Here is a 24,937-nt window from a genome sequence, read left to right on the forward strand (position 1 = left end):
GCCTATAATGTGACTTGGATTTCTAGATATGTCAAGCTCTAAACGTATAGACGTCCAGATACCTTTATTTTAAAATGAATTCTATTGCTTGACCTAAAAACAGAGAAAAAAAAGCCGCAATCGATAAGATTGCGGCTAAATTCATAATTTTGATTAACTTGGCGTTATGAAACTACCACCAAAGGGTATATAAAAAAGTTAAAATGACAACAACACCCAGCGCCGCAATATTAAAGCCACGCTCCGTTACAAAGCTTACATCGGCCAAACTAACACTGGTATCGCTACTAGCAGCTTTTCCAGTAAGAGACACTAACACCATTAATGCCGCACAAGATAAAAAGACAATCCCCATACGATCCATAAAAGGTAATTCAGGCCATACTGTTCTTAAGGTGAATGAAAACGCAGCCGAGCCAATTGCAGCAGCAAGCGCCCCCATTGATGTCGCTTTTTTCCAGAACATACCTAACAAGAAAATAACCACAATCCCCGGTGTAAATACACCTGTAAACTCTTGAATATACTGAAATGCTTGGTCAAACTTACCTAAAAGTGGCTCAGCCATAAACAAGGCAATAACCAAAGCAATTAAGGTGACAACACGACCAACACGTACATAGTGCTGCTGACTTGCATCAGGTTTGATCGGGCGATAAATATCCATGGTAAAAATGGTTGAAATACTGTTAGTCATCGAAGCAAGTGATGAAACAATGGCCGCCACTAACGCGGCAAAAACTAACCCTTTAATACCAACGGGCATTAATTCCATCATTGATGGATACGCTTTATCAGCTGCTGCTAAATTTGGATATAGCACAACCGCAGCAATACCTGGAAGTACAACAATAATCGGCATTAATAGTTTTAAATAGGCGGCAAAGGCAATACCTTTCTGCGCTTCCTGAATGTTCTTTGCTGCCAGTGCGCGTTGAATAATATATTGATTAAACCCCCAGTAGGAAATATTCATTACCCACATACCGCCAACAAGCACCGAAATACCGGGCAAGTTGGTGTATTGAGAATTATCTGGCGATAGAATCATATCAAAGTGACCAGGCAACTCTGTGGTCAACTTACTAAAACCAACAAGCATGCCCTGCCCTTCCGCAACGGCATCCAACGCCAGATAACTTAGCAATAAACCACCCAAAATTAGTAGCACAACTTGGATAATATCAGTATATGCAACTGCCTTTAGGCCACCGTACAGTGAATACGCAATAGAGAAAGTTGCAAGAAAAATCATGCCGTACCACCAATCTACTCCAGCAACAGTCTCTATGGCTAATCCACCTAACCACAAAACCGCAGTTAAATTAACAAACACATAAACGAGTAACCAAAATAAGGCTAATGTGGTTTTAACTCGATGATCAAAGCGTTGCTGTAAATATTGCGGCATGGTAAATATTTCATTTTTTAGAAATATTGGTAATAAATACTTGCCCACTAAAATCAAGGTTATGGCTGCCATCCATTCATATGATGCTATTGCCATTCCCATAACAAAGCCTGAGCCAGACATGCCAATAATTTGTTCTGCCGAAATGTTAGAAGCAATCAGAGATGCACCAATCGCCCACCAAGGGAGCGACTTACCTGCTAAAAAGTAATCTTCAGTGTCAGCACCTTCTTTTTTATCACTACGTGAAATATAAAGCGCTACTAGCAGCAGACCGACAACATAGACGATAAACACGCCAATATCGAACATTTCTAATTTCATGTTAAACCTCTTGTTAAAGTGATTACCCATGAGGTATCACTTATTTATTGTTATTAATTTACCTTGGTAAATACATTGTAGTTACTGTTTAGGTGCGGCTCTAATCAACACTTAATAAAGACTGACTAAGTAAACGCCCCTTGCGTTGCAATACAAGGGTAAAATTCAGCAACAAGCCCAGTTTGTTTAAAATATTTTCTTTCTATCGCCGCAATAACCTCTGCCACTAAATTATTCGGTACTAAAGCAACAACACAGCCACCAAACCCTCCGCCGGTCATGCGAACACCACCGCGATGCTTAATAACATCAGCGACTATGCTAACCAATAAATCGGTTTCTGGTACGGTGACATTAAAATCATCTTTAAGTGATAAATGTGACTGCGCCATTAATGAACTGATTTGCTCAAAATTCTTATTATTTAAGGCAGTATACATTTGTGTTGTGCGCCTATTCTCAGTGATAACATGTCTGGCTCGCTTATACAAAATGCATTCGATTGCATTACGTTCACTATCGAGTTCTTCAAGACTTACCCCCCGTAAACTGGCTTTACCAAAATGGTGAGCAACCGCTTCACATTGCGCCCGCCTCTCATTATAGGCGCTATCAACAAGGCCTCTTTTTACCTTAGAGTTTATAACCAATACCGTTAATTCATTAGGAATTAATGCATGGCGCATAGTTAAATCTTGGCAATCTAGCAGCATGGCATTATCAGCCATAGCCATTGCAGAAATAAGCTGATCCATAATGCCGCAATTACAACCAACAAAATCATTTTCTGCTCGCTGGCCAATAAGTGCCGCATCGACGCCAGATAAGTCCAAACGGTAAAGCTTGGTAAACGCTTTCAATAACGCTATTTCAAAAGATGCTGATGAACTTAAACCAGCCCCTTGTGGTACATTACCTGACACCACAACGTTAGCGCCACATATTTCCGGAAACGACTGCTTCAATTGCAGCAAAGTGCCGCGCACATAGTTGCTCCAGCTATGTTCAGTATCGAGTGAGGTATCAGTTAATGAAAACTCGACATGACTATTATCAATATCGAGAGCATAAACTGAAATAATATCGTCAGTGCGAGCAGATATTGCGACATTAGTTCCATAATTAATCGCTGCTGGCAACACAAAGCCTTGATTATAGTCAGTATGGTCGCCAAGCAAGTTTACTCGACCCGGAGCATGCTCAATTACACTAGCTTTTTGCCCATACTTTCTTTGAAACTGTTGCTGCAATGTCTCTACGACGTGTTGATTGATAGCTTTTTTATACTCTGAATTATCAGTCATTTTTATCAAGTTCACTTATTGCTGATTGTAATGTCTAGTCGGTAATTCACGCAGCCGATGAGCAGCTTGCTCAGGGGTAATATCTCGCTGGGCTTCCGCCAACATTTCATAACCAACCATAAACTTTTTAATCGCTGCAGAACGTAGTAGCGGAGGAAAAAAATGCGCATGTAACGTCCATTCAGGATGTGTTTTGTCATCAAAAGGCGCCGAATGCCAGCCCATAGAATAAGGAAAGTCACACTGAAAAAGATTGTCATATCGCACAGTTATCTGGCTTATTATTTCAGCCAGTGATATCGCTTGTTTATCATTTAGCTCAGTTAATTTTTGTACTGTAAACCGCGGTAATAATAAGGTTTCAAATGGCCAAGCAGCCCAATAAGGAACAACCACTAACCAATGTTCGTTGTAACAAACGACTCGCTCTTGAAGATCAAGTTCACGCTCAACATAATCACTGAGTAAAGCCCTACCGTGACGCTGAAAATAATGATTAAAGTTATCTTGTTTACGCTGTGCTTGTGTTGGTAAGTGTTTTTGCGCCCAAATTTGCCCATGTGGATGAGGGTTTGAACAACCCATCACTTCACCCTTGTTTTCAAACACCTGCACCCAAGGGTATTTTTTTCCAAGCAGATCCGTTTGTTGTTGCCAGGTTTTAATTACTGACAAAATTGCATCGTGGTCAAGCTCTGCTAGGGTTTTACCATGGTTCGGTGAAAAACATACCACCCAACTCTCTCCTTGCTCACTAACCGCCCTAAACAGGTCATCTTGTTGATTAAAGCTTGGCGTGTCCGGAGTTAAAGCAGCAAAGTCATTTTTAAAAACAAATGTTTGTCTGTAATCAGGATTTTTTTCACCATTTACTCGCACATTGCCAGCACATAAAAAGCAACTGTCATCATAGGCAAACTTTTGCAATTTTTGTGAACTTTCAACTTGTCCTTGCCAAGGGCGCTTGGCACGATGCGGAGAAACCAACACCCAGTCTCCGGTAAGTGGGTTAAAGCGACGGTGTGGATGCTCAGTAAATTCAAACTCACTGGTTTGTTGATGTGACAAAATTCAATCCTAACTCATACAAATAGTATACAATCTACAAATATAAAATAATAATATTTATATTACAATATAAATTATTGAGATTACCTGAATAGTTAAAAGTTAGAATCAGATAGAAAAAAAGCTACTGAAAGTAGCTTTTAAAAATAAATTTATTAACCCTATTAATAGTGCAAGTTAATTTGCACTAGCTTCAAGCTCTTCAATTTGCTTATTTACAATTGCCAATGTCGCTTTTTGTGTTACTAAAGCAGCATCAAAGGCTAATTGTGGCTGTTTATTTTTAATATATTCAAAGATATCGGCATGCGCTTGATACTCCACTAACGTGACAGGGATCATCCGATTCGTAAAACGAATATTGACTTTTAATGCCGTAGCAATAAAGGTTTTTAATTGAGAAAAAAACGGGTTGCCACTAGCGGAAAGCACACTTTGGTGAAAAGCAATATCGGCTTCATGAGTATCATCATAGCCATTAGTGGCATCTTTCATTCTTACCAGCGCAGCTTCAATTTGCACTAAATCTTCTTGATCAGCATATTGTGCCGCCAAATAAGCCGCTTCGGGTTCAAGTGCTAAGCGTAACTGTAAAAAATGCCGTAGCATATACAAATCAGGCTTACCATGAAGTACCCACTCAAGTACATCGGTATCAAATAAATTCCAACGCTTGATAGCTTGTACTTTAATACCTTGACGCGGACGAGAGCTGATTAAGCCTTTCGCTGTTAGCATTTTAACCGCTTCCCGTGTTGCGGTGCGGCTAATTCCATACTGGCTACATAAGTCAGCTTCAGAAGGTAAACTGCTACCAACAGGATATTTCTCCTGCATGATAGCTTTGCCAAGTTCATGAACTAACTGTTGGGTTAAATTACGATGTGAAGTTTCCATACAGCCTAAAAAATGAGATGAATATGATTTGTATGATAATTGACTATTAAAAAATTACCTAATGAATTCTTTCGACACTTGTCATTTACACCTTATATAGCGCAGCATTACCATCAAGAGCTAACGACAAAGTAAAAAATAGTTATCAAAAATAACCATTTATTTGTCTTAATAAAAAATTCATATCTGTAATTATTAAATTGCTTGCTTCTAAAAAAATTAATTGTATTATAAATAGTATTGTATAAATTAATAAAAAAATAAACATACATGAAGTTTTTTCAACATAAATTATCAGTAGTAACTATTCTCTTGGCAGCACATTGTTTAGCATTCGTTTCACCAAACTTAGCGGCAGCAGAACGAGAACCATGGCAAAACCACCAAGTATTTGCCATTAATAAGCTACCCCCACACAGCACACAATTTCCATTTCAAAGTGAGCAAGCTGCATTAGTTAATAACAAAGCAGAAAGCAGTAATTATTTATTACTTAATGGCTTATGGAAATTTGACTGGCACCGTTCACCCATCAATAAACCTAAAAATTTTCAACGACCAAATTTTGATGATAGCAATTGGACAACCATCCCCGTTCCTGGCAACTGGGAAACTAAAGGCTTTGGTTACCCTATTTATTTAGACGAACGTTTCCCTTTTACAACTACTTGGCCAGATGCTCCTACAGATTACAATCCAATTGGTTCTTACCGAAAGCCTTTCCAATTGCCCGCTTCTTGGCAAGATAAACAGGTTTTCTTACATGTTGGTGCTGCGAAGTCATCACTGGATGTTTGGCTAAATGGCGAGAAGGTTGGCTTTAGCCAAGGCTCAAAAACACCTGCTGAGTTTGATATAACTAACTACGTAAACTCTGGTGATAACCTGCTAGCACTGCAAATTAGGCGCTGGAGTGACGCTAGTTACTTAGAAAGCCAAGACATGCTAAGAATATCAGGCATAGAACGTGACGTTTATCTATACGCCACACCTAAGCAGCATATTTTCGATATTCACGCAAAACCTACCTTAAACAACACACTCGATAACGGCCTATTAACGGTTGAAGTTAAACTAGATAACTATGCCGAGTTGGACGCCACACAACAACTTGAATTTCAACTCCTTGATCCACGCAATAACATGAAAACCGTTATACAAGGAACTAAAACGCTAAGCATGGTAGCTGGAGAAAGCAGTACTGTAACTTTGTCAGGTAGGCTTAAAAAACCAGCATTATGGTCAGCGGAAACTCCTAATTTATATACTTTACTGGTGAGCCTACAGAATAATAAAAACCAAGTTATTGAGACAATACGCCAAGAGGTTGGTTTTCGACATTTGGCCGTTGTAAATAGCCAGCTGACCATTAACGGTAAAGCAATTACTATTCGCGGCGTTGACCGCCATGAAACCGACCCTCAACATGGCCATGTTGTTTCAAAAGCAAGTATGGAACGTGATATTCAATTAATGAAACAATTTAATATCAATGCCGTTCGTTCTAGCCACTACCCCAACGACCCGTATTGGTATGAACTTACTGACAAATACGGTTTATATGTGATTGATGAAGCGAATATTGAGTCTCATCCGCTAGCCATCAATAGCAAAACTCAGCTAGGTAACGAAATGAGCTGGCTACCGGCACATTTAGATAGAACTAAGCGCATGTTCGAGCGAGATAAAAACCACCCATCAATTATTATTTGGTCATTGGGTAATGAGGCGGGCGAAGGTGAAGTATTCCGTCAAACCTATCAATGGTTAAAGTCGCAAGATAATAGCCGTTTAGTGCAATACGAACCTGCGGGTGAAGAAGATTACACTGACGTTTTTGCTCCTATGTACCCGTCAATAGAGCGCTTAACTAAGTATGCTCAATCAAAACCAACTCGCCCTGCCATAATGATCGAATACGCCCACGCCATGGGGAATTCGGTAGGTAATCTAAAAGACTATTGGCAAACTATTGATAAATATGACGTGCTTCAGGGTGGCTTTATCTGGGATTGGGTTGATCAATCATTAGAATATACTAATGAAAATGGCGTTAAATATTGGGCCTACGGAAAAGACTTTCACCCAGACTTACCTACCGACGGTAACTTTTTAAATAATGGCTTAATGAATCCAAATCGAGAGCCTCATCCACATGCTTTTGAAGTAAAGAAGGTTTATCAACCGATACGTTTTCACGCCAATGACTTAACAAAAGGTACAGTTACTATTGAAAATCAGTTTGATTTTATAAACTTAAATCACTACAACCTAAAATGGATTATAGAAGCTGACGGAAAGCTTGTTGCGCATGGGCTTCAGGCAATGCCAGAAGTTTCGCCGAAACAAAAAGTAGATATTCAGCTAGCATTTACTGACAAAATGGCTCAACAATCCCTGAATGCAAAAGAATACTTTTTAACAGTAAGCGCAGTGGTTAATACCAATCAACCGCTGCTAGCCATTGGTCATGAAGTGGCTTTTGAGCAATTTAAATTGCCTATTGCGCAAACACAGCACAACGCACCTGTTGCTAATCAAAGTAAAGAGCAGCTGCTTTACTCGACTAATCAGCACGGTGACCATGTTTTTTCGCATGCCAAACTTAGCATCACTTTTGATCAGCAAAGTGGCTGGCTTAAGCAATTCAATATTGGCACAACACAGCTATTAAAAGCACCATTGCATGCTAATTTCTGGCGGGCACCAACGGATAACGACCTTGGTAATAACATGCAAAGTTGGGCATCTATTTGGCAGCAAGCCGGGAAAACCTTAATACTTGAAGATTTACACTATAAAAAGCACAAAGTTGGCTATGAAGTAACAAGCCAATATCGCAGCGATGTTTTTAACGGCAACTATAAAGTGAATTACTTGCTCAATAACAATGGCGAAATCACAGTGACGAGTAAGTTAAATATTGGCACGAACCAGCAGCTAGCTAATATTCCACGATTAGGTATGCAACTTACGATGCCCGCTGATTTTCAACGTTTATCTTGGTTTGGTCGTGGCCCACACGAAAGCTATGCCGATAGGAAAACTTCGGCCCGTATTGCAATTTACCAAAAAATGGTTAAAGAGCAGGTTCACCACTATTCTCGCCCTCAAGAAAATGCCAATAAAACAGACGTTCGCTGGATGGCATTAAAAGATAGTGCAGATAACGGTTTACTTATTGTTGGTGAGCAACCACTTAGCACCAGTGCTTGGCCATATGCCCAAGCCGATATCGACTTTATTGCTGGCCAAGATGGTTCAGCGTCAGCATCAGGGTTGGTGCCAGTAACAACGAAACACGGCGCAGAACTCGCCTTTAAAGATTTGGTAACAGTGAACATCGACCACAAACAAATGGGCGTAGGTGGCGATACTTCTTGGGGGCGCTTAGTGCATGAACAATACACAATACCCGCACAAAGTTATCGTTATCAATTTACATTAATTCCGTTAAGTGCGTCACTAAAAAGTGATAGGTAAAAAACCGTAAATAAAAATAAAGTGTTGCTAGTAATAGCAAACCATACGCATGTTAACACCTAAGACAAAATATAGGATCTACAATGAGTAATGCCGTTACACCTGAATTTAATTGCAGGCAAATTACACAATTTTTAGAGAGTAAATATCAACTAACCGGTAAATTAACCCCTTTGCCAGGCTATTGTGATCAAAACTTACTATTAACTTGTGCTAATAATCAGCGCTACATTGTAAAAATAGCAAGTAATAGCGAAGCGAAAATAGCACTGGAAATGCAGAATGCGGCCATGGCACACTTACGAGATAAGTCGATGGCAACCCCCTATTGCATCGCAAACATTAGTGACGAACTAATTAGCGATATTACCGATGATACCCAGCAAAACTTTAACTTTCGTGTCTTAACTTTTCTTGCTGGAGAGTTCTATGCACAGAGTGTTCATGACTCGCATTCTCAGTTGCTGTGGCAAAATTTAGGTAGCTTTTTAGGTACACTCACGCATGCCCTAAAAGACTTTAACCACGTTGGTGCCTATCGTTATTTAGACTGGGATTTAGCCCAAGGTAACGGCGTTTGTCATAGTAAAAAGCATCTACTTGAAGGAGAAGAACTTAAACTAGTAAACTATTTTCTCGATTACTACCAAGCCAATGCATTGCCACTACTTTCTAGCTTACCGCAAGGGGTAATTCATAACGACGCTAATGATTACAACCTGCTCATCGATTGTATTAAACAACCACGCAACATTACGGGTCTAATAGACTTTGGCGATATGGTTTACAGCCATAAAATTAATGAACTGGCTGTTGCTTGTGCTTATGCGTTAATGAACCAAAATGAACCACTAAAAGCCCTTAAACATATCGTCACGGGTTATCATAAAATATCACCGTTATCTGATAATGAACTTACCGTACTATACCCACTTATTGCACTACGACTTTGTACTACCGTATGTAACGCTGCCAAAGCAATAAAAGAAACGCCTGACAACGAGTACCTACTAATATCAGTAAAGCCTGCCTGGAAATTACTAGGTCAACTTAAAGCACTGGCACCTTTTAGCGTACTCTGCCAATTAAAAACAGCATGTTTAAAACCCATTGATAATGGTCGTAATAACGAAAGTATTATAAATTTTCGTCAACAACATTTAGGAAAAAGCCTAAGCCTTAGCTTTAAAGAGCCAATAAAAATGGTTCATGGTCAAGGGGCCTACCTCTTTGATGAGCAAGGTAATGGTTACTTAGATATGGTTAATAATGTTTGCCATGTTGGTCATTGTCACCCGAAAGTTGTTGCCGCTGGGCAGAAACAAATGGCAAGCCTTAATACCAATACCCGTTTTTTACACGATAATATTGTCGATTTTGCCGAAAAGCTGCTAGCCACTATGCCTAAAGAATTATCAGTTTGCATGTTTGTAAATTCTGGTAGTGAAGCCAATGAGTTAGCATTTCGGTTAGCGAAAAACTTTACCCAATCAACCGAGTTACTGGTTGTTGATGGTGCTTATCATGGTAATACTGCAGCTTGTATTGACGCCAGTCCCTATAAATTTAATGGCCCAGGTGGCACAGGTAAACCTGAGCATGTCCATATTGTTGAATTGCCAGACCCCTATCGTGGCAAATACCTAGAAAATACGCCAGCCACCAGCCAAGCTTATGCGGCAAATGTGCGTGAAAACATTGAATCACTAACCAGTGACAATAAAAAAGTTTCAGCGTTTATCTGTGAATCATTACAAGGCGTTGCAGGGCAAATCATTATGCCTGATGGTTACCTATCACAAGCTTACCAAGAAGTTAGAGCGGTTGGCGGCGTTTGTATTGCTGACGAAGTACAAGTAGGTTTTGGCCGAGTTGGCAGCCATATGTGGGCATTTGAAACCCAAGGCGTTACTCCTGATATTGTTACCTTAGGCAAACCTATTGGTAATGGCCACCCTCTTGCTGCAGTCGTTACCACTCAAGAAATTGCCGATGCTTTCGTTACTGGTATGGAGTACTTCAACACCTTTGGCGGTAACCCAGTTTCGTGCGCAATTGGCAGCGCCGTACTTGATGTCATTCAACAAGAAAAACTGCAACAGCATGCGTTGGAAACAGGGAGTTACTTGTTAGATAAACTCAAGCAATTACAACTAACCTTTCCAATCATAGGTGATATTCGCGGTTTAGGCTTATTTATTGGTGTCGAGTTAGTTGAAGATCAAACAACGAAAGTGCCAGCAACATTGAAAACAGCATGGTTAATCGAGTTTTTCAAACAGCACTTTATTTTGCTAAGTACTGAAGGACGCTTTTACAACATATTAAAAATAAAACCACCTATGGTATTCAATCAAGCCGATGCCGACCGTTTTATTGAAGTACTCGCGCTAGGTTTAACAGAGCTTGCAGAGAATAATTTTAACTAATTGTATGTTGGCTAACGATATCACCCAAAATGTTCATTAGCCCCGTATGCAATTTAATTTAACAACATGTAATGAACAAAAAGTTCATTAATAACTTTAATGTAAGGCACAGAATTAACATGGAATTTTTAAAAACACTGGCGATTAAGTCACACAATTTCGGCGCCTCAACAGGGGTAAATTGGCTCAATACCGACAATAATGGTCAATTTGATATTTCATCGCCAGCTGACGGTAAAGCTATTGCTAGCGTTTACCAGTGTTCAGTTGAAGATTACGATCACATCATCAATACCGCAGAACAAGCATTTGTGCACTGGCGTAAAATTCCAGCACCAGAGCGCGGTGAAGTCGTTCGCCAAATTGGCAATCGTTTACGTGATTTTAAACAACCACTTGGTGAACTTGTTGCGTATGAAATGGGTAAGTCATTGCAAGAAGGTTTAGGCGAAGTACAAGAGATGATTGATATCTGTGACTTTGCTGTTGGCTTATCTCGCCAGCTAGACGGTTCCACATTGCACTCTGAACGCCCACTTCATAGGATGTATGACCAATACCACCCCTTAGGTGTTGTTGGCGTTATTTCAGCCTTTAATTTTCCTGTTGCAGTTTGGGCTTGGAACGCCATGATTTCAGCTATATGCGGCAACGTAACCGTTTGGAAACCTTCAGAAAAAACACCACTGACCGCTATTGCCTGTCAAAATATTATTAAAGATGTATTAGTAACAAATGAACTTCCAGAAGGTATATTTTCATTAGTAATTGGTGCTGGTAATGTCGTCGGTGAAGGCATGTTACATGACAAACGTATCCCGTTAATGTCGGTTACTGGCTCAACAAGAGTTGGTCGCCATGCTGGGCAAGTAGTAGCATCACGTTTTGGTAAATCAATTTTAGAGTTAGGTGGGAATAACGCTATTATTTTAACACCAAATGCTGACTTGAAATTAGCCATTCCAGGCACAGTTTTTGGCTCTGTTGGCACTTGTGGTCAACGCTGTACTTCAACTCGCCGTGTAATTATTCATGAATCTATTTACCAGCAGGTAAAAGATGTACTAGTTCAAGCTTACCAAGGTTTAAAAATTGGTACACCACTAGATGAAAGTAACCATGTTGGGCCATTAATCGACACTCAAGCAGTTACTATGTTTAAAGACGCATTAGAAAAAGTGCAAGCGGAAGGTGGTAACTTACTGTGCGGTGGTGACGTTCTTTCAGGTGAGGGCTTCGAGTCAGGCTGCTACGTTAAACCTGCAATTGTAGAGGCTGAAAACCACTTTGATATGGTTCAGCACGAAACCTTTGCACCAATTTTGTATTTAATTAAATATACTGGCGATATTCATGATGCCATTGCTGTTCAAAATGATGTTGTACAAGGCTTATCTTCAGCAGTATTTACAGACAGCTTACGTGAGGCCGAGAACTTCTTATCTCACTGGGGCTCAGATTGCGGTATTGCCAATGTTAATATAGGTACATCTGGTGCCGAAATTGGTGGCGCATTTGGTGGCGAAAAAGAAACCGGTGGTGGTCGTGAGTCGGGATCAGACGCTTGGAAAGCTTATATGCGTCGTCAAACTAACACCATTAACTACTCAACTGAATTGCCTTTGGCACAAGGTATTAAATTCGATATTTAGTGCCTTAACTAAAATTTAGAAACATCAAAGCAGCTTCGGCTGCTTTTTTAATAAAGCTAAGCGACTAATTTATTGGCAATGTAATCGTCGCCTCAACACCTTGTTGCTCAGTTCGGTTTACTAATGTTAAATCGCCACCATGGTTATTTATAATTTGCCTACTCAGCACTAAACCAATGCCACTTCCCTGTTCTTTGGTTGTATAAAACGGTACAAAAATATTATCTAAATTGCTGATACCTGTCCCTTGATCTGTGAGCTTAATATTAATTAATTTTTCATCTTTAACCCAAACAATGCTAAGCACTCCACCTTGCTCACCATGCATCGCTTGCAATGCATTTTTAACTAAATTAATTAATACTTGTTGCACTTGGCTTTCATCAGCGTAAACCATGAGTTTAGGGCCGTTCGCGGTTATGATGCTGTCACCAAAAAGCGCGATAACAGTATTAATTAAAGACGATAAATTAACTAACTTTTTATCTGGCAGTGGTAATTTGGTCAACTCTTGATAACGTTTAATAAAGTTATTCAACGAATTAGCGCGTTCAGTAATAACACTTAAGCCATCTTGAACATCAGCTTTTAACTCTTGCTCAAAATAGTTTTGCGTTATTGGCTGCTTTAATAAGCGAGTTAAAGTTTCACTGATTGAAGCAATCGGCGCCAAAGAGTTATTAATTTCATGACTTAACACTCTTAGCAGCTTTTGCCATACCAAATACTCCTCATCACGCAGGATGCTTTGGATATCGGTAATAAAAATTAACTTATGCTTTACACCATTTTCAAAGTACTCATCGGTGTAAATGTAAACTTTTTTCTTGGCATGTTCGATTTCAAATTCAACAACTTTACGATGCTCTCCAGCAATAATATTTTGTAAACCTAAGGTGCTCACCGGCCAGTTTTCAACTTCTTCGAAACGACATTTAAACAGTTTCTCAGCATTTGGATTCATTAATGAAATACCAGAATTGTTATCAATGGCAATTATCGCGACATCAATTTGGCTAATAACCTTATTGAGTAAAATTTGATGCTCTTTAGTTAGTAAGCGCTGTTGAGCAAGTGATTCTGAAAGCTTATTGAACGTTTGGTTAAATTCATTAAGCACACCACCAGAGTGATCTTGCCTAGCACGTACTGAATGATCACCACAATTCATTGACTCAATTAAATTGGCAGAGGTTCGCAGTTGAAAAACGACTTTTTGCCGAATAAAAAATGCACCATATATAACAATGACCAAGATGAAAAACATTAATAGTATTTTCGCGGCAAGTGAAAACGGTAAAAAACACAAAGCAATCATTAAGCAAGCGCTAGGTATAAAACCAATCAACAGTGCTAAATGCAGCAACTTATTTTCAAATGTGGTTATTTTTTTCTTTTTAGCCGTGTTCACTTTGTTATTCAACCGCCTATTACAAGTTATGCTTTTCTAATCGTCGATAGTAAGAGCTACGACTTAACCCTAGCGATTGTGCAGTTTCATGACCATTGTTTTCAAAACGCGTTAACCGTTGGTGGATAATGTGTTTTTCAATAGCATCTAAACTAGCGTTTTCAATATCAAAGTCAGTAACATTTTCTGTTGTAGGTAAACCTAAGTCTTGGCTAGATATCATATTATTTTGGCTTAAAAAAATGGCCCTTTCGATCATATGGCCTAATTCTCTGATATTGCCAGGCCATTGATAACATAACATCGCTTGCTTAGCCTCATTACTTATTTCTGGCAGCGCAATACGGTATTTTTCTGCGAATTGTTTTAAGAAGTGCAGGGCTAACGGTAATATGTCTTCTCGACGCTCTCGTAATGCTGGTATTTTAATTTCAACGGTATTAAGGCGGTATAATAAATCCTGACGAAAACGACCATTGTCAATAAGTTCAGGTAAGTTGGCATTGGTTGCAGAAATCAGTCGCACATCAACCTGCTGAGTTTTCGAACTGCCCACTTTTTCAAACTGATGTTCTTCCAAAACCCGCAATAACTTTGCCTGTTGTGGCAGCGAGATATTGGCTATTTCATCAAGAAAAATAGTGCCATTTTCTGCAAGTTCAAAGCGGCCAATGCGATTTTCCTTAGCATCGGTAAATGCGCCTTTAATATGTCCAAACATTTCACTTTCAAATAATGTTTCAGTAATGGCGCCCATATTTACCGAAATAAGCGCATTAGTATTTCTTACCGATTGCTTATGGATATGCTCTGCTAACAAACTTTTACCTGTACCGTTTTCACCGGTAAGTAAAATACTCATTTCACTCAACGAAAGCTTATTTAATTTTGCTAGTACTTGAGCCATAGCATCAGATTCAGCAATAATCGCACTATTAGTGGCAAAAACCTGCTTTCTCAATAAAGCGTTTTCTTCGGTTAGTCGTTCACCTTGTTTCGCCATTTCACGTATTCGTACTTGTGCATTTAATATAGCAAGTAAGCGATCATTGCCCCAAGGTTTCTGTACAAAGTCTACTGCTCCTAACTTCATTGCTTCAACAGCAATATCAACACTGCTGTAGCCTGTCATCACCACTATTGGTAACTTATCGTCAATAGCTTTTATATCCGCTATCAATTTTAAACCTTCTTGGCCTGACGTGGTGTCGCTACGATAATTTAAGTCGATTAAGGTAACCGAAAAATCTTTTTGTTTTAGGATCCGCAAAAACTCTTCTGGCGAGCTAGCAGTAACAACTTGGTAGTTTTCAGATTTTAGCAATAATTTTAAAGCGCTAATGATTCGAGTATCGTCATCAGCAATTAAAATAGACGGGCTTGATTGTTTCATGCAGGCAAAGTACTCCATTAAATGTCAGCACGATGCGTAGCTTAGCAAAGTGCTGACATTATTGCTGCTCCTTTTGGAACATTATTTAAGTCTATAATTTTAAAGATATAACTTTATAAAAATAGCCTGTAACTAATCGTGATGTAGCGCGTCGCTTGGCTCCATTTTTACCACTTTTCGCGTAGGAATATAGGTAGCAAACATAACAATAGCAATGATCATTAACGGCACACAAAGCACGCTAATAAAATAACTATTCATGTTGATGACCATAGTTTCTGACATATATTGCGCTAAACCAATGGCACAACCAATACCAATCACTAAACCTACGAATAATTGCTTACTTGCATGCTTCATAAATAAACGCATGATTTTACCGTCAGAAGAGCCAAGCGCTCGCCTGACACCTATTTCTTGAGTGCGCTGTAATATGCTGTTCGATGCAACTGCATATATACCGCTCGCTGCCAGAAACATAGCAATAACACCACATAGTAAAAACACCTTACTTACAGCTGACACCAATAACATTGGTTGTTTTATCATGCTGTCATAGCTTTGTAGATGGTATACGCCGACATTACCATCTATGGTATCTACTGCATCAAGCAAAGCTTCGCGGACATTTTTTTCATCGCCAATAAAATGCAATGCAATGCCTACCCTTGATAAGCCAAAAGCGTCCATTAGATGGTAAGAATTATAAGAAGCACTGGAAGAGTCCATTGTTGTACCATGAAAAGTATCAGATACCACGCCTATAATCGTGTTCCAATCGCCTTCACCACTTGGACCAGCTAAGCGCACACGCTTACCAACAGCATCATCATCAGGGAAAAAATCTCGAGCGATTGACTCATTAATAATAATACTGCGCACATCGGGAATAGCATCTCGATAATCAAAGTTTCGACCATCAACAATTTTCATCCCCACAGCTTGCCACGAGTCTTTGCCTACCACTTCGTTATTACTGTATGGATTTTCGCTGTATACCTTGGCAGCACGTCCTTCAATTTCAAAATGACTCGTACCACCACCAGTACCTGGAAACTGCGTCATAAATGCAACAGCTTCAATATTAGGTCGTTGTTCTAATGCCGACTTTAGTTGGTAATAAAACTCAGTACGCTTAAACCGGTCAGCTTGTTCATGCTCAGTATCAAATCGCACCGAATAATTTACTTGCGGTAGCTGTAAACTTGCCGTTAAACGGTTTTCAGTTTCAACGCCATAATCCGCTTCACTGGCCGCATAACTGGTTGATAAGATAATTGTTGCCATTATCAGCACCATACATGACAATAAAATTTCAGATACAACCAATGCTTGACTCGCCGCCGCAGCTTTTTTACTTAATGAGCCACGTGTTCCATCTCTTAATACGGCATTAAAATCGCCAGCAATTGCTCGCCATGCAGGAATAAATCCAGTAATAAGTATCATAGAGATAACAGCGATTGACAGTACCAACAAGCTGTGGCTGTCAATATCAACCTGCCACCAAAACGGTTTTGAATTACTAATTGCATAGGTACTGTCAAATACGCTATTGGTTATATCTAAGCCCCACACCGCAAGCAATATCGCTAAAAAACCGCCAACACTACAAATAAAAACACTTTCCCAAAGCATTTGTAATATCAATCGTTTGCGCGGTACCCCTAACGCAACACGAATGGCAATTTCTTTGTGCCTTTCATTAACTCGAGCTAACAGTAAGTTGGCTACATTGATACAAGCCAATACGAGAATAAGAAAGGTAACAACAAACATGGCAATAAAAATTGGGTAATACTGCATAATGCCTGCTTCTTTAAATGGCATAGCCGCAAGATATTTTCCATTACTACCTATACGCCAAGCTAAGTCTTGCGGCAAATCGGCAATAATATCAGCACTTAAATCATCTAATGCTTGTTGAAATTGTGACAATGAAACATTAGGCTTTAAGTAACCGTAAGCAAATAAACTCACCCTTGATTGTTCAGTTGGCGTTATTTCAGAGCGTGTTAGAGGCAGCCAAATTTCAGCTGAAACAGGAAAGGCAAAACCAGCAGGCATAACACCTATAATACGCGTCATAACACTATCAACTGGCACCATAGTATCAACAACACCTTTGTCGCCATCAAAATAATCTTGCCAAACGCTGTGACTTAGCACTACGACAGGCTCAGCGCCGGTATCTAAATCTTGTTCTTTAAAACCACGACCCAAAATAGGTTGAACGCCAGTAAACTCAAAAATATTCCAACTGGTAAAGGTTGTATTGTACATTTTGGCTTTTTTACGGCTTGTCGAATTGGTACCGCCTATCAGCGCAGTGTAATCCTCATAGATGCCAAAATTATCTAACATATCAAGTTCATTATTAGCACGAAATAAGTGATAAGGATCAGCAGCGCGCCTTGATAGATGGTTATAGTCAAACTGAGCTTCCAGCGCAATTATTGGCTGAGAGCCATTAAGTACTAACGGTTTAAAGACTAGGTTATTCAATAATGAGTAGGTATACAGCGTAAGACCTAAGCCAACAGCGACAATAAGTACAGTTAACGCAGTAAATGCTGGCTTTTTAAATAACAGCCGCGCGGCATATTTTATATCGATTGCAACAGACATAGAGATATCCTTATTAGCGGGTCAGTTAAACGGCAATGGCTTGTGCACGATTACTCAATTGATCAGCAACAATTTTGCCATCGAATACTTCAATCATACGCTCGGCTCGTGCCGCAGAACGTGGATCATGAGTTACCATACAAATCGTGGCTCCATCTTGATGTAATTGATCAAGCAGATTCATCACCATTTGTGCATTTTTTGAGTCTAGATTACCAGTTGGTTCATCTGCCAATATTATTGATGGGCTACCCGCTATTGCTCTAGCAACAGCAACCCGTTGCTGTTGTCCACCTGATAATTGCGATGGGTAGTGGCTGGCACGGTGTACCATATCAACACGCTCTAATGATGATTTCACAAACGCCTGACGCTGCGCTTTATTGATATCTTCTCGGTAAGTTAAAGGAAGTTCGATATTTTCTGCGACGGTTAAATCACTTATTAAATTAAATGCCTGAAATATAAAGCCTATTTCCTTATTGCGAATTTTCGCTCTTTCATCCCTATCTAGACTTAAAGCGTCATGACCCGCTAACTGATATTGACCACTACTTGCAGTATCAAGTAGGCCGAGTAAAGATAATAGTGTAGATTTACCACAGCCCGATGGGCCAGTAATCGATAAGTACTCCCCTTGTGCTATCTGTAAATTAATATCATTTAATGCGTGTGTTTCCACTTCATCAGTTAAAAACATCTTCTTAATATCAATCAACTCAACTAATTGTTTTTTATTCTTATCATTTTCCATGTCGTTCCCCTAATTAATACTTACTTTTGTATATCCTTGCCACTTGGAAGTATCTGAAACTACAATACTTTCACCAGCTTTAAGTCCTGATTTTATTTCAATATACTTATTAGAAACTTGACCAAAATGCACAGTTTTCAATTCCACTAACTCTGCTTCTTCATCAAGTAAATAAACGTTTTCTTCGCTAAAACTTTTCGAAAACATAGGCCTTTTAACAAATAAGGTTTGTTCAATATTGGCTATTTCGATAATCCCCTCGACGGTTAAATCAGGCCTTGCTTCGCTAGGTAAATCCCCAACTAGTGCAACATCAATTTGCACTTGTCCATTGATCACAGTTGGGTCTATACGTTCAACAATGCCAGCAACAACACTGTTTCGAGTGTCAATTTGTACAGATTGACCAATGGCAACATCATTGACTTGTTTTTCTGGAACTCGCAATTCCGCAATAAATAATCCATTGCTTGCCAATTTAGCCAAGTTAATACCGGCATTAATTTGCTGACCTAATTCAATTGGCATTGCTTGCACTAAGCTGTCCATTGTTGCTCGAACTTTTAAATCTTTCACTTGCTGCTCAGCTCGTTCCACCATGCGCATCATACGATTAAGGCGAGCTTGTGAGGCTTTATTTTGTGCAACTAGGTTTTCCTGTCCTTTCTTTAAACGTTTCTTCTCTAATTGCCAGCGCTCTTTAATTTGTGCGACTTCAATTTTGACTTCCGCGTGGTCAACCTGTGAAACAGCAACGATACTTTGATCGAGTAGTTTTCGCTGAGCATTTAACGTTAAAAGTGCACGTTCATGATTCAGCCTTTCATTGATTACCGCTGCTTCTCGGTCTAATAGTTGGGATTCTAAAGAAACGGCTTGAGCACTAATTTCTGCCTTCATTTCTTCTAATTGCCATTTACTTTCTTCCCAACGTTGCACCAACTCAGGGTTACTCAACTCCAGTAATAAGTCGCCCGCTTTAACTTGCGCACCGGCTTTAATCAAAATGCGTTCAACACGACCAGAAACCGCAGTTGAGACCCAACGAATATCTTTTGGCGCTAGAATACCGATACCACGTACCGATACATTGAAATCACCTTGCTGTACCTCTCCAATCATAAGTGTGTTTTTACTTACAACATGACCACCTTCACCTCGTGTCGCTAAGACGGAAAATATTGTAATGCTCACCAAAATTAAGCCGACAGTGCTGAGTAGCTTTTTAGTCAATCGTTTTTTAGGTTTTGAACGTACAACATCCATTTTCTAGTACTCTTATTTATCTGATTGGCAATTTGATTAGTTAAGAGCAAATACAAAGCCAAAACAAAAAATCAATTAAATATCAATTGATTACGAACATAATTAGAATATGGTTAGATAGCTAATCTCGAATTCGGGACACTAAATTAGCTTGAAATTTCGATTTCGAGATTTAGTAAAGGTATGGGAATGTGCTAAAGCTTCAGTAAATAAATTAGGGTTGATTGCTTAGTCACCAATTAAGTAAAGAGAAAAGCAGCAAAGAATAAAGGCGATGACTTTGCTAAACCTATGCGTTCAAGGTTTTACAAAATCAATGGTAAGAAATAGGTAATTTATAGTTTCCTCATGTTATCTATCCGTATAAAAACTATTGATTAACTGTGCTCCTCAGTAACCTTCAACACTTGTTTTTTTTCATACCTTTCAACGCTGCTGACTAAGGCTTTAATTTTAAAGCCAGTAAATGCCAGAATAATTCCAACCATAGGCGTCAACCAATTAAAGACACAATAAATGGCGTATTCAAAAGGGTTAATTAATAAAACTGAGTGCATGTAGGCACCACAGGTATTCCAAGGGATAAGTGCTGACGTTACGGTGCCGCCATCTTCCAAGGCGCGAGAGAGGTTCTCAGGTGCAAGATCTCGCTTAGCATATTCTTGCTTGAACATTCTACCTGGCATCACAATTGCGATATATTGATCCGCAGTGATGCAGTTAGTACCAAAAGCAGTAAATATCGTTGTGGTTATTAAAGAGCCAGTGCTGCGCGCAAAAGTGAGTAAACTTTCTACGAGCTTAGCTAACAAGCCGACACGCTCCATAATTGCGCCAAAGGTCATGGCAGTAATAATTAGCCAAATGGTATTTAGCATTGACCCCATACCACCACCACTGAGTAGGCTATCAACCATCTCATTACCTGTATTTAATTCAACTCCTGCATACATTACTCGCCATACCACCATAATATTGGCATTTAACATTGTCGTATTTGCTTCAGCAAAAGATAAAATCAACGGTTGCTGAAAGGCTATAGCACAAATAGCGCCAGCAATAGCGCCAATACCTATAGCAGGAAAGGCTGGCATTTTTTTAACCGCTAACAATAAAGTAACAACGAGCGGCAATAATAAATACCAAGCGATATGAAATTCTTGCTGTAAATTAGCCTGTAGATTATCCATAGCTTGAGCAGAGTGAGTTTTGCTTTCATCAAAACCCAGAACAATGAAAACAATCAGCGCAATAATAAAACTCGGAATTGTGCTCCAGAGCATATGCCTAATATGAGTAAACAACTCAGTTCCAGCAATTGCTGGCGCTAAGTTTGTGGTATCAGAAAGTGGCGAAAGTTTATCACCAAAATACGCACCACTAATTATTGCTCCGGCAGTTGTAGGTAATGAAGCATCCAAACCTGTTGCTACCCCCATCAGGGCAACACCTATAGTTGCAGCGACAGTCCAACTACTGCCGATGCACAAGGCAACTGATGCACAAATAAGGCAGCAACTAACGTAAAAATATTCAGGACTTAATAATTGCAGACCAAAATAAATCATGGTCGGCACGGTACCCGAAAGCAGCCAAGTGCCAATCAAGGACCCCACTGCAAGCAAGATTAAAATAGCCCCTAAGGTCAAACTAATGCCTTTTACAATACCTTTTTCAATTTCTTTTCGTTGATAACCATTTTTTAACCCTACTAAACACGCAACACCGGCACATAACATTAACGCTATTTGGTTAGGACCTGACGATGAATCATCACCAAAATAGTAAACAGCAAGGGCTAGTAAAGTTAAAAGGCTAAAAACAGGTATTAAAGCATCGGTAAGCGAAGGCTTTTTGGTGTTTTTATGATTGGCTTTCACGTTATCATCCTTAGGTTTATTTCGGGTTAAGTCATTATTGAATAAACAAAAACACAGTTACCTTAAATTAAGGTAACTGTGTTTAGTCTTTCAGCATTGCACGACTAATTAAAATGAGCCTCGAATACCAAGAGAGTATCTCGGACCAGTTTCAACCACTTCTAATATTTGGTTAGCATACTTAGCCGTTTTCTCGGTCAATTCATTGTTAACATTTATGCCTTCGAAAAATACCGTGAGGTTTTCATTAATATCATAACTACCACTGATATCTATTTGACCATAATCATTCACATAATGACCGTCACGCCATGAACGAGGTTTCGATTGCATGAAACGGTCACGATTGTTGTACGCTATGCGAAACTGAATTGCGTCTTTTTCATAAAACAAAATAAAGTTTTGAGAATCGCCTAAACCTATTAAAGGCAATGATTTCTCACCTTCTTCAGTACTAGTTTCACTATCAACAAAAGTGGCATTAACAATAACGCCTAAGCCATCAAATGGTGCAGGTAAGCTAGTGAACATATGTTGTACAGCAACTTCATAACCATCAATATCTGCTTTGTCAGCATTAACAGGTCGAGAAATTCTATAATCATAACTACCGCTAGGTACTGTTACGACTTCATTAACCTCTTCAGTATTTAAATAGCCATCGACTTCTTTACGAAATGTTGAAATGGCCGCATAGCTACCTTCGTCGTAATACCACTCTAGTGATAAATCGAAATTATCAGATTCAAACGGCATCAATTTAGGATTTGAGCCCCATCCCGTTAAGTTTTCGATATGACCACCGCCATAACCCGACTCTGGTGACATTTCATCAAGCTCAGGTCGGGTAATACTGCGAGAAAAGGCAAATCGTGCAACAACATTTTCAATAGGCTCTATTTTCGCATTAATACTTGGCAGCCAGTTGTCATAGGAATGCTCAATAGTAACAGGCAGGTAATCTTCCGATTCTATTGCTCTAACTACGCCTTCCTCTGTTGGTGACGGCTCTAAATCAAGCAAAGTAATTTGTTTACCTGTAGATTTACTCGTGGTTTCAACATAACGAATGCCTGTGGTAACCGACCAAGGCATTTCGGCCAACTCGCCTTCAAAGTAGAAATCAGCATAAACAGCGTTTAATTTTTCATTTACTTCGTATGAGGTTGGAACCGGTTGCATAGTATGGCCGTCATTTTCTGCCAACAACTTTCTTACTGCGTCCGGATCATCCATTTGCGCGAGTACCGCATCAGACGTTAGAAAATCAAAGAAGTCCTCTGAGTTAAAGGTTAGCCAACTTTGCTCTGGGCTACCACTACCGCCAGAAAGAAATCCATCACTATCAAATAACGAGAACATACTTTCAGGTAACCAAATAGGATTACTGTTATCGCCCCATAACCAAGGTAATGGCCGTTTAGTTTTCAAACTCTGACTACCTAAGGTACGATCTGAAACCATAACCCCAAAGCCTATTTTCGCTAATGCCCCTTGATCTACAGTCCATGAGCCATCTAATTTCGCTTCAAATACCTCATCATTTATTTGCGTGCCAAAACGCTCACCCCAACCCGCTTTTAATCCCGCAGTTGAGTTGTTTCGATCAAAAGATAAAGTGGGCAGTTGTGAACCTGAACTTCGGTCATATGTATAGTCACCTGGACGAGATGCGACGGTATCAGTGGTGCCGCGCTTTGGATCAGATTCAGCTTCAGAATAACTTATATCGGCAGTTAAATTAAAATCATCACGTATATCCCAATCAGCATTAAACCCAAAACCTTTAAGTTCATTGCTAGAAGCAGACTGACGCACCAGTACATCACTGTTGCTCCCCTTGCCCATTGAAAGTTTTACTAACGTACCATTTTCATCGAGTTCTACATCTGTTAACTGACTTTTAGTAAACCAGTGCGCTAAAATATCCTGTCGGTAGTCAACATCATACTTTGAATAAATAGTATCAAGAGTAAATGTTAAATCATCACTGGCCATGTATTGAAATACCGCCGTACCACCAGTACGTTCACGTTGCTCTGTTTGTGCAATTTGATCATAGTTTTGTGGAAAATAGACATTTTCATAATAGGTACCATCATCCATGGTTAAGTCAGTATTCCAATAATATGCCGTATTAGCCTCATCATAACGACTTTCTCTTTTGCTATGAGCAAATGAAAATAATACACCAAACTTGTCATCATCAAATGTGTTGCTAATTAGACCTGAAAACTGAGGTTTAGTCGTCTCGGTCATATCATCATATAGAGCTTTAACACTACCTGTTGCTTTAAAACCTGGTATATCAAACGGCTTTAATGTTGTTACATTAACTGTGGCGCCTATTGCACCTTCTTGTAACTGCGCAGATTGTGTTTTGTGAACTTCAGCGCCACTGATCAATTCAGAAGCCATAATATCGAAGCTAAAAGCACGACCACCACTTGTTGTTGCTAATGTACGGCGGTTCAACAATACCGATGTAAACTCTGGTCCCATACCACGCACAGTAACCAACTGACCTTCACCACCGCTGCGATCAATAGCAACACCCGTTATACGTTGAAGTGATTCAGCAACGTTTTGATCAGGAAACTTACCTATATCCTCAGCTGTAATAGCATCAACGACACTGTTTGCTGACATTTTAATATCTTGTGATTTGATCAAACTTCCGCGAATACCACTTACAGTAATCACTTCAATCTCTTCTTCCGATTTATTTTCGACAATAGCCTCAGCAGCTTGTGACGCAGTCGCTAACCCAAGATTCATCATGACTAGCATAGATAAGTAATTAAACTTAAGTTTTTTATTCTTCACCCTCACTCTCCCAAATGATATTTACACAATAAAACCATGTGCTTAGTGGTAGTTTTCTTCATTAATTTTTAGTTAGTTTCTATTTTTATTTACTGTACTTTGCGCTGAAGTTCAGCAACTAAATAACCAACAACTTAGTTGATTAAATTTAATACTATGATCATAAAAATCATATTGCAATATTTATCATACAAATACTACAGTATTAAAT

Annotated in this window: 14 protein-coding genes; 3 read left to right on the top strand and 11 right to left on the bottom strand. The window is 39.3% G+C overall.

The genetic code is table 11. From position 1 onward, the window contains the following. Positions 1-172: 172 nt before the first annotated feature. The 4 genes from AC27E9_RS06785 to AC27E9_RS06800 form a co-directional block, all read right to left on the bottom strand. Positions 173-1,735 carry a sodium/sugar symporter gene (locus tag AC27E9_RS06785; RefSeq protein WP_487128547.1) on the bottom strand — a complete coding sequence of 521 codons (1,563 nt, stop codon included), beginning with the start codon at positions 1,733-1,735 and terminating at the stop codon, positions 173-175. Between the two features lie 125 nt (positions 1,736-1,860). Beyond that, positions 1,861-3,039: a galactokinase gene (gene galK, locus AC27E9_RS06790; protein WP_487128549.1), complete on the bottom strand. Its 1,179-nt coding sequence runs from the start codon at positions 3,037-3,039 to the stop codon at positions 1,861-1,863. 15 nt (positions 3,040-3,054) lie between these two features. Continuing rightward, the gene (locus AC27E9_RS06795; protein WP_487128550.1) at positions 3,055-4,107 is read right to left on the bottom strand and encodes a UDP-glucose--hexose-1-phosphate uridylyltransferase; all 1,053 of its coding nucleotides are present in this window, start codon (positions 4,105-4,107) and stop codon (positions 3,055-3,057) included. Between the two features lie 177 nt (positions 4,108-4,284). Further along, on the bottom strand, positions 4,285-5,004 hold the full coding sequence (locus tag AC27E9_RS06800) for a FadR/GntR family transcriptional regulator (RefSeq protein ID WP_487128552.1): 720 nt from the start codon (positions 5,002-5,004) through the stop codon (positions 4,285-4,287). A gap of 270 nt (positions 5,005-5,274) precedes the next feature. Here AC27E9_RS06800 and lacZ point away from each other — a divergent pair, with 270 nt between their 5' ends. The 3 genes from lacZ (at position 5,275) to amaB (ending at position 12,568) form a co-directional block, all read left to right on the top strand. Next, entirely contained in the window at positions 5,275-8,487 is a 3,213-nt protein-coding gene (lacZ, locus tag AC27E9_RS06805; RefSeq protein WP_487128554.1) for a beta-galactosidase, LacZ type, read from the top strand. A gap of 83 nt (positions 8,488-8,570) precedes the next feature. Further along, the gene (locus AC27E9_RS06810) at positions 8,571-10,916 is read left to right on the top strand and encodes an aminotransferase class III-fold pyridoxal phosphate-dependent enzyme (RefSeq protein ID WP_487128556.1); all 2,346 of its coding nucleotides are present in this window, start codon (positions 8,571-8,573) and stop codon (positions 10,914-10,916) included. A 119-nt stretch (positions 10,917-11,035) separates the two neighbouring features. Further along, positions 11,036-12,568, top strand: coding sequence for an L-piperidine-6-carboxylate dehydrogenase (gene amaB, locus AC27E9_RS06815; RefSeq protein WP_487128558.1), 1,533 nt, complete (start codon positions 11,036-11,038; stop codon positions 12,566-12,568). Between the two features lie 64 nt (positions 12,569-12,632). Here amaB and AC27E9_RS06820 read toward each other — a convergent pair whose 3' ends face one another. The 7 genes from AC27E9_RS06820 to AC27E9_RS06850 all read right to left on the bottom strand — a co-directional run bounded on the left by AC27E9_RS06820 (position 12,633) and on the right by AC27E9_RS06850 (position 24,726). Next, on the bottom strand, positions 12,633-13,979 hold the full coding sequence (locus AC27E9_RS06820) for a sensor histidine kinase (RefSeq protein ID WP_487128560.1): 1,347 nt from the start codon (positions 13,977-13,979) through the stop codon (positions 12,633-12,635). A gap of 19 nt (positions 13,980-13,998) precedes the next feature. Further along, positions 13,999-15,372 carry a sigma-54-dependent transcriptional regulator gene (locus AC27E9_RS06825; protein ID WP_487128562.1) on the bottom strand — a complete coding sequence of 458 codons (1,374 nt, stop codon included), beginning with the start codon at positions 15,370-15,372 and terminating at the stop codon, positions 13,999-14,001. Between the two features lie 132 nt (positions 15,373-15,504). Beyond that, a complete protein-coding gene (locus tag AC27E9_RS06830; RefSeq protein WP_487128564.1) occupies positions 15,505-18,000 on the bottom strand; it encodes an FtsX-like permease family protein in 2,496 nt (831 codons plus the stop codon). A gap of 25 nt (positions 18,001-18,025) precedes the next feature. Beyond that, complete coding sequence (locus AC27E9_RS06835) at positions 18,026-18,754, bottom strand: ABC transporter ATP-binding protein (RefSeq protein ID WP_487128565.1); 729 nt, start codon at positions 18,752-18,754, stop codon at positions 18,026-18,028. 9 nt (positions 18,755-18,763) lie between these two features. Continuing rightward, entirely contained in the window at positions 18,764-20,020 is a 1,257-nt protein-coding gene (locus AC27E9_RS06840; protein ID WP_487128567.1) for an efflux RND transporter periplasmic adaptor subunit, read from the bottom strand. 377 nt (positions 20,021-20,397) lie between these two features. After that, positions 20,398-21,900, bottom strand: coding sequence for a Na+/H+ antiporter NhaC (gene nhaC / locus AC27E9_RS06845; protein ID WP_487128569.1), 1,503 nt, complete (start codon positions 21,898-21,900; stop codon positions 20,398-20,400). A gap of 108 nt (positions 21,901-22,008) precedes the next feature. Then, positions 22,009-24,726, bottom strand: coding sequence for a TonB-dependent receptor (locus tag AC27E9_RS06850; protein ID WP_487128571.1), 2,718 nt, complete (start codon positions 24,724-24,726; stop codon positions 22,009-22,011). Between the last annotated feature and the right edge of the window lie 211 nt (positions 24,727-24,937).

This window comes from Colwellia meonggei (genome assembly GCF_057537295.1).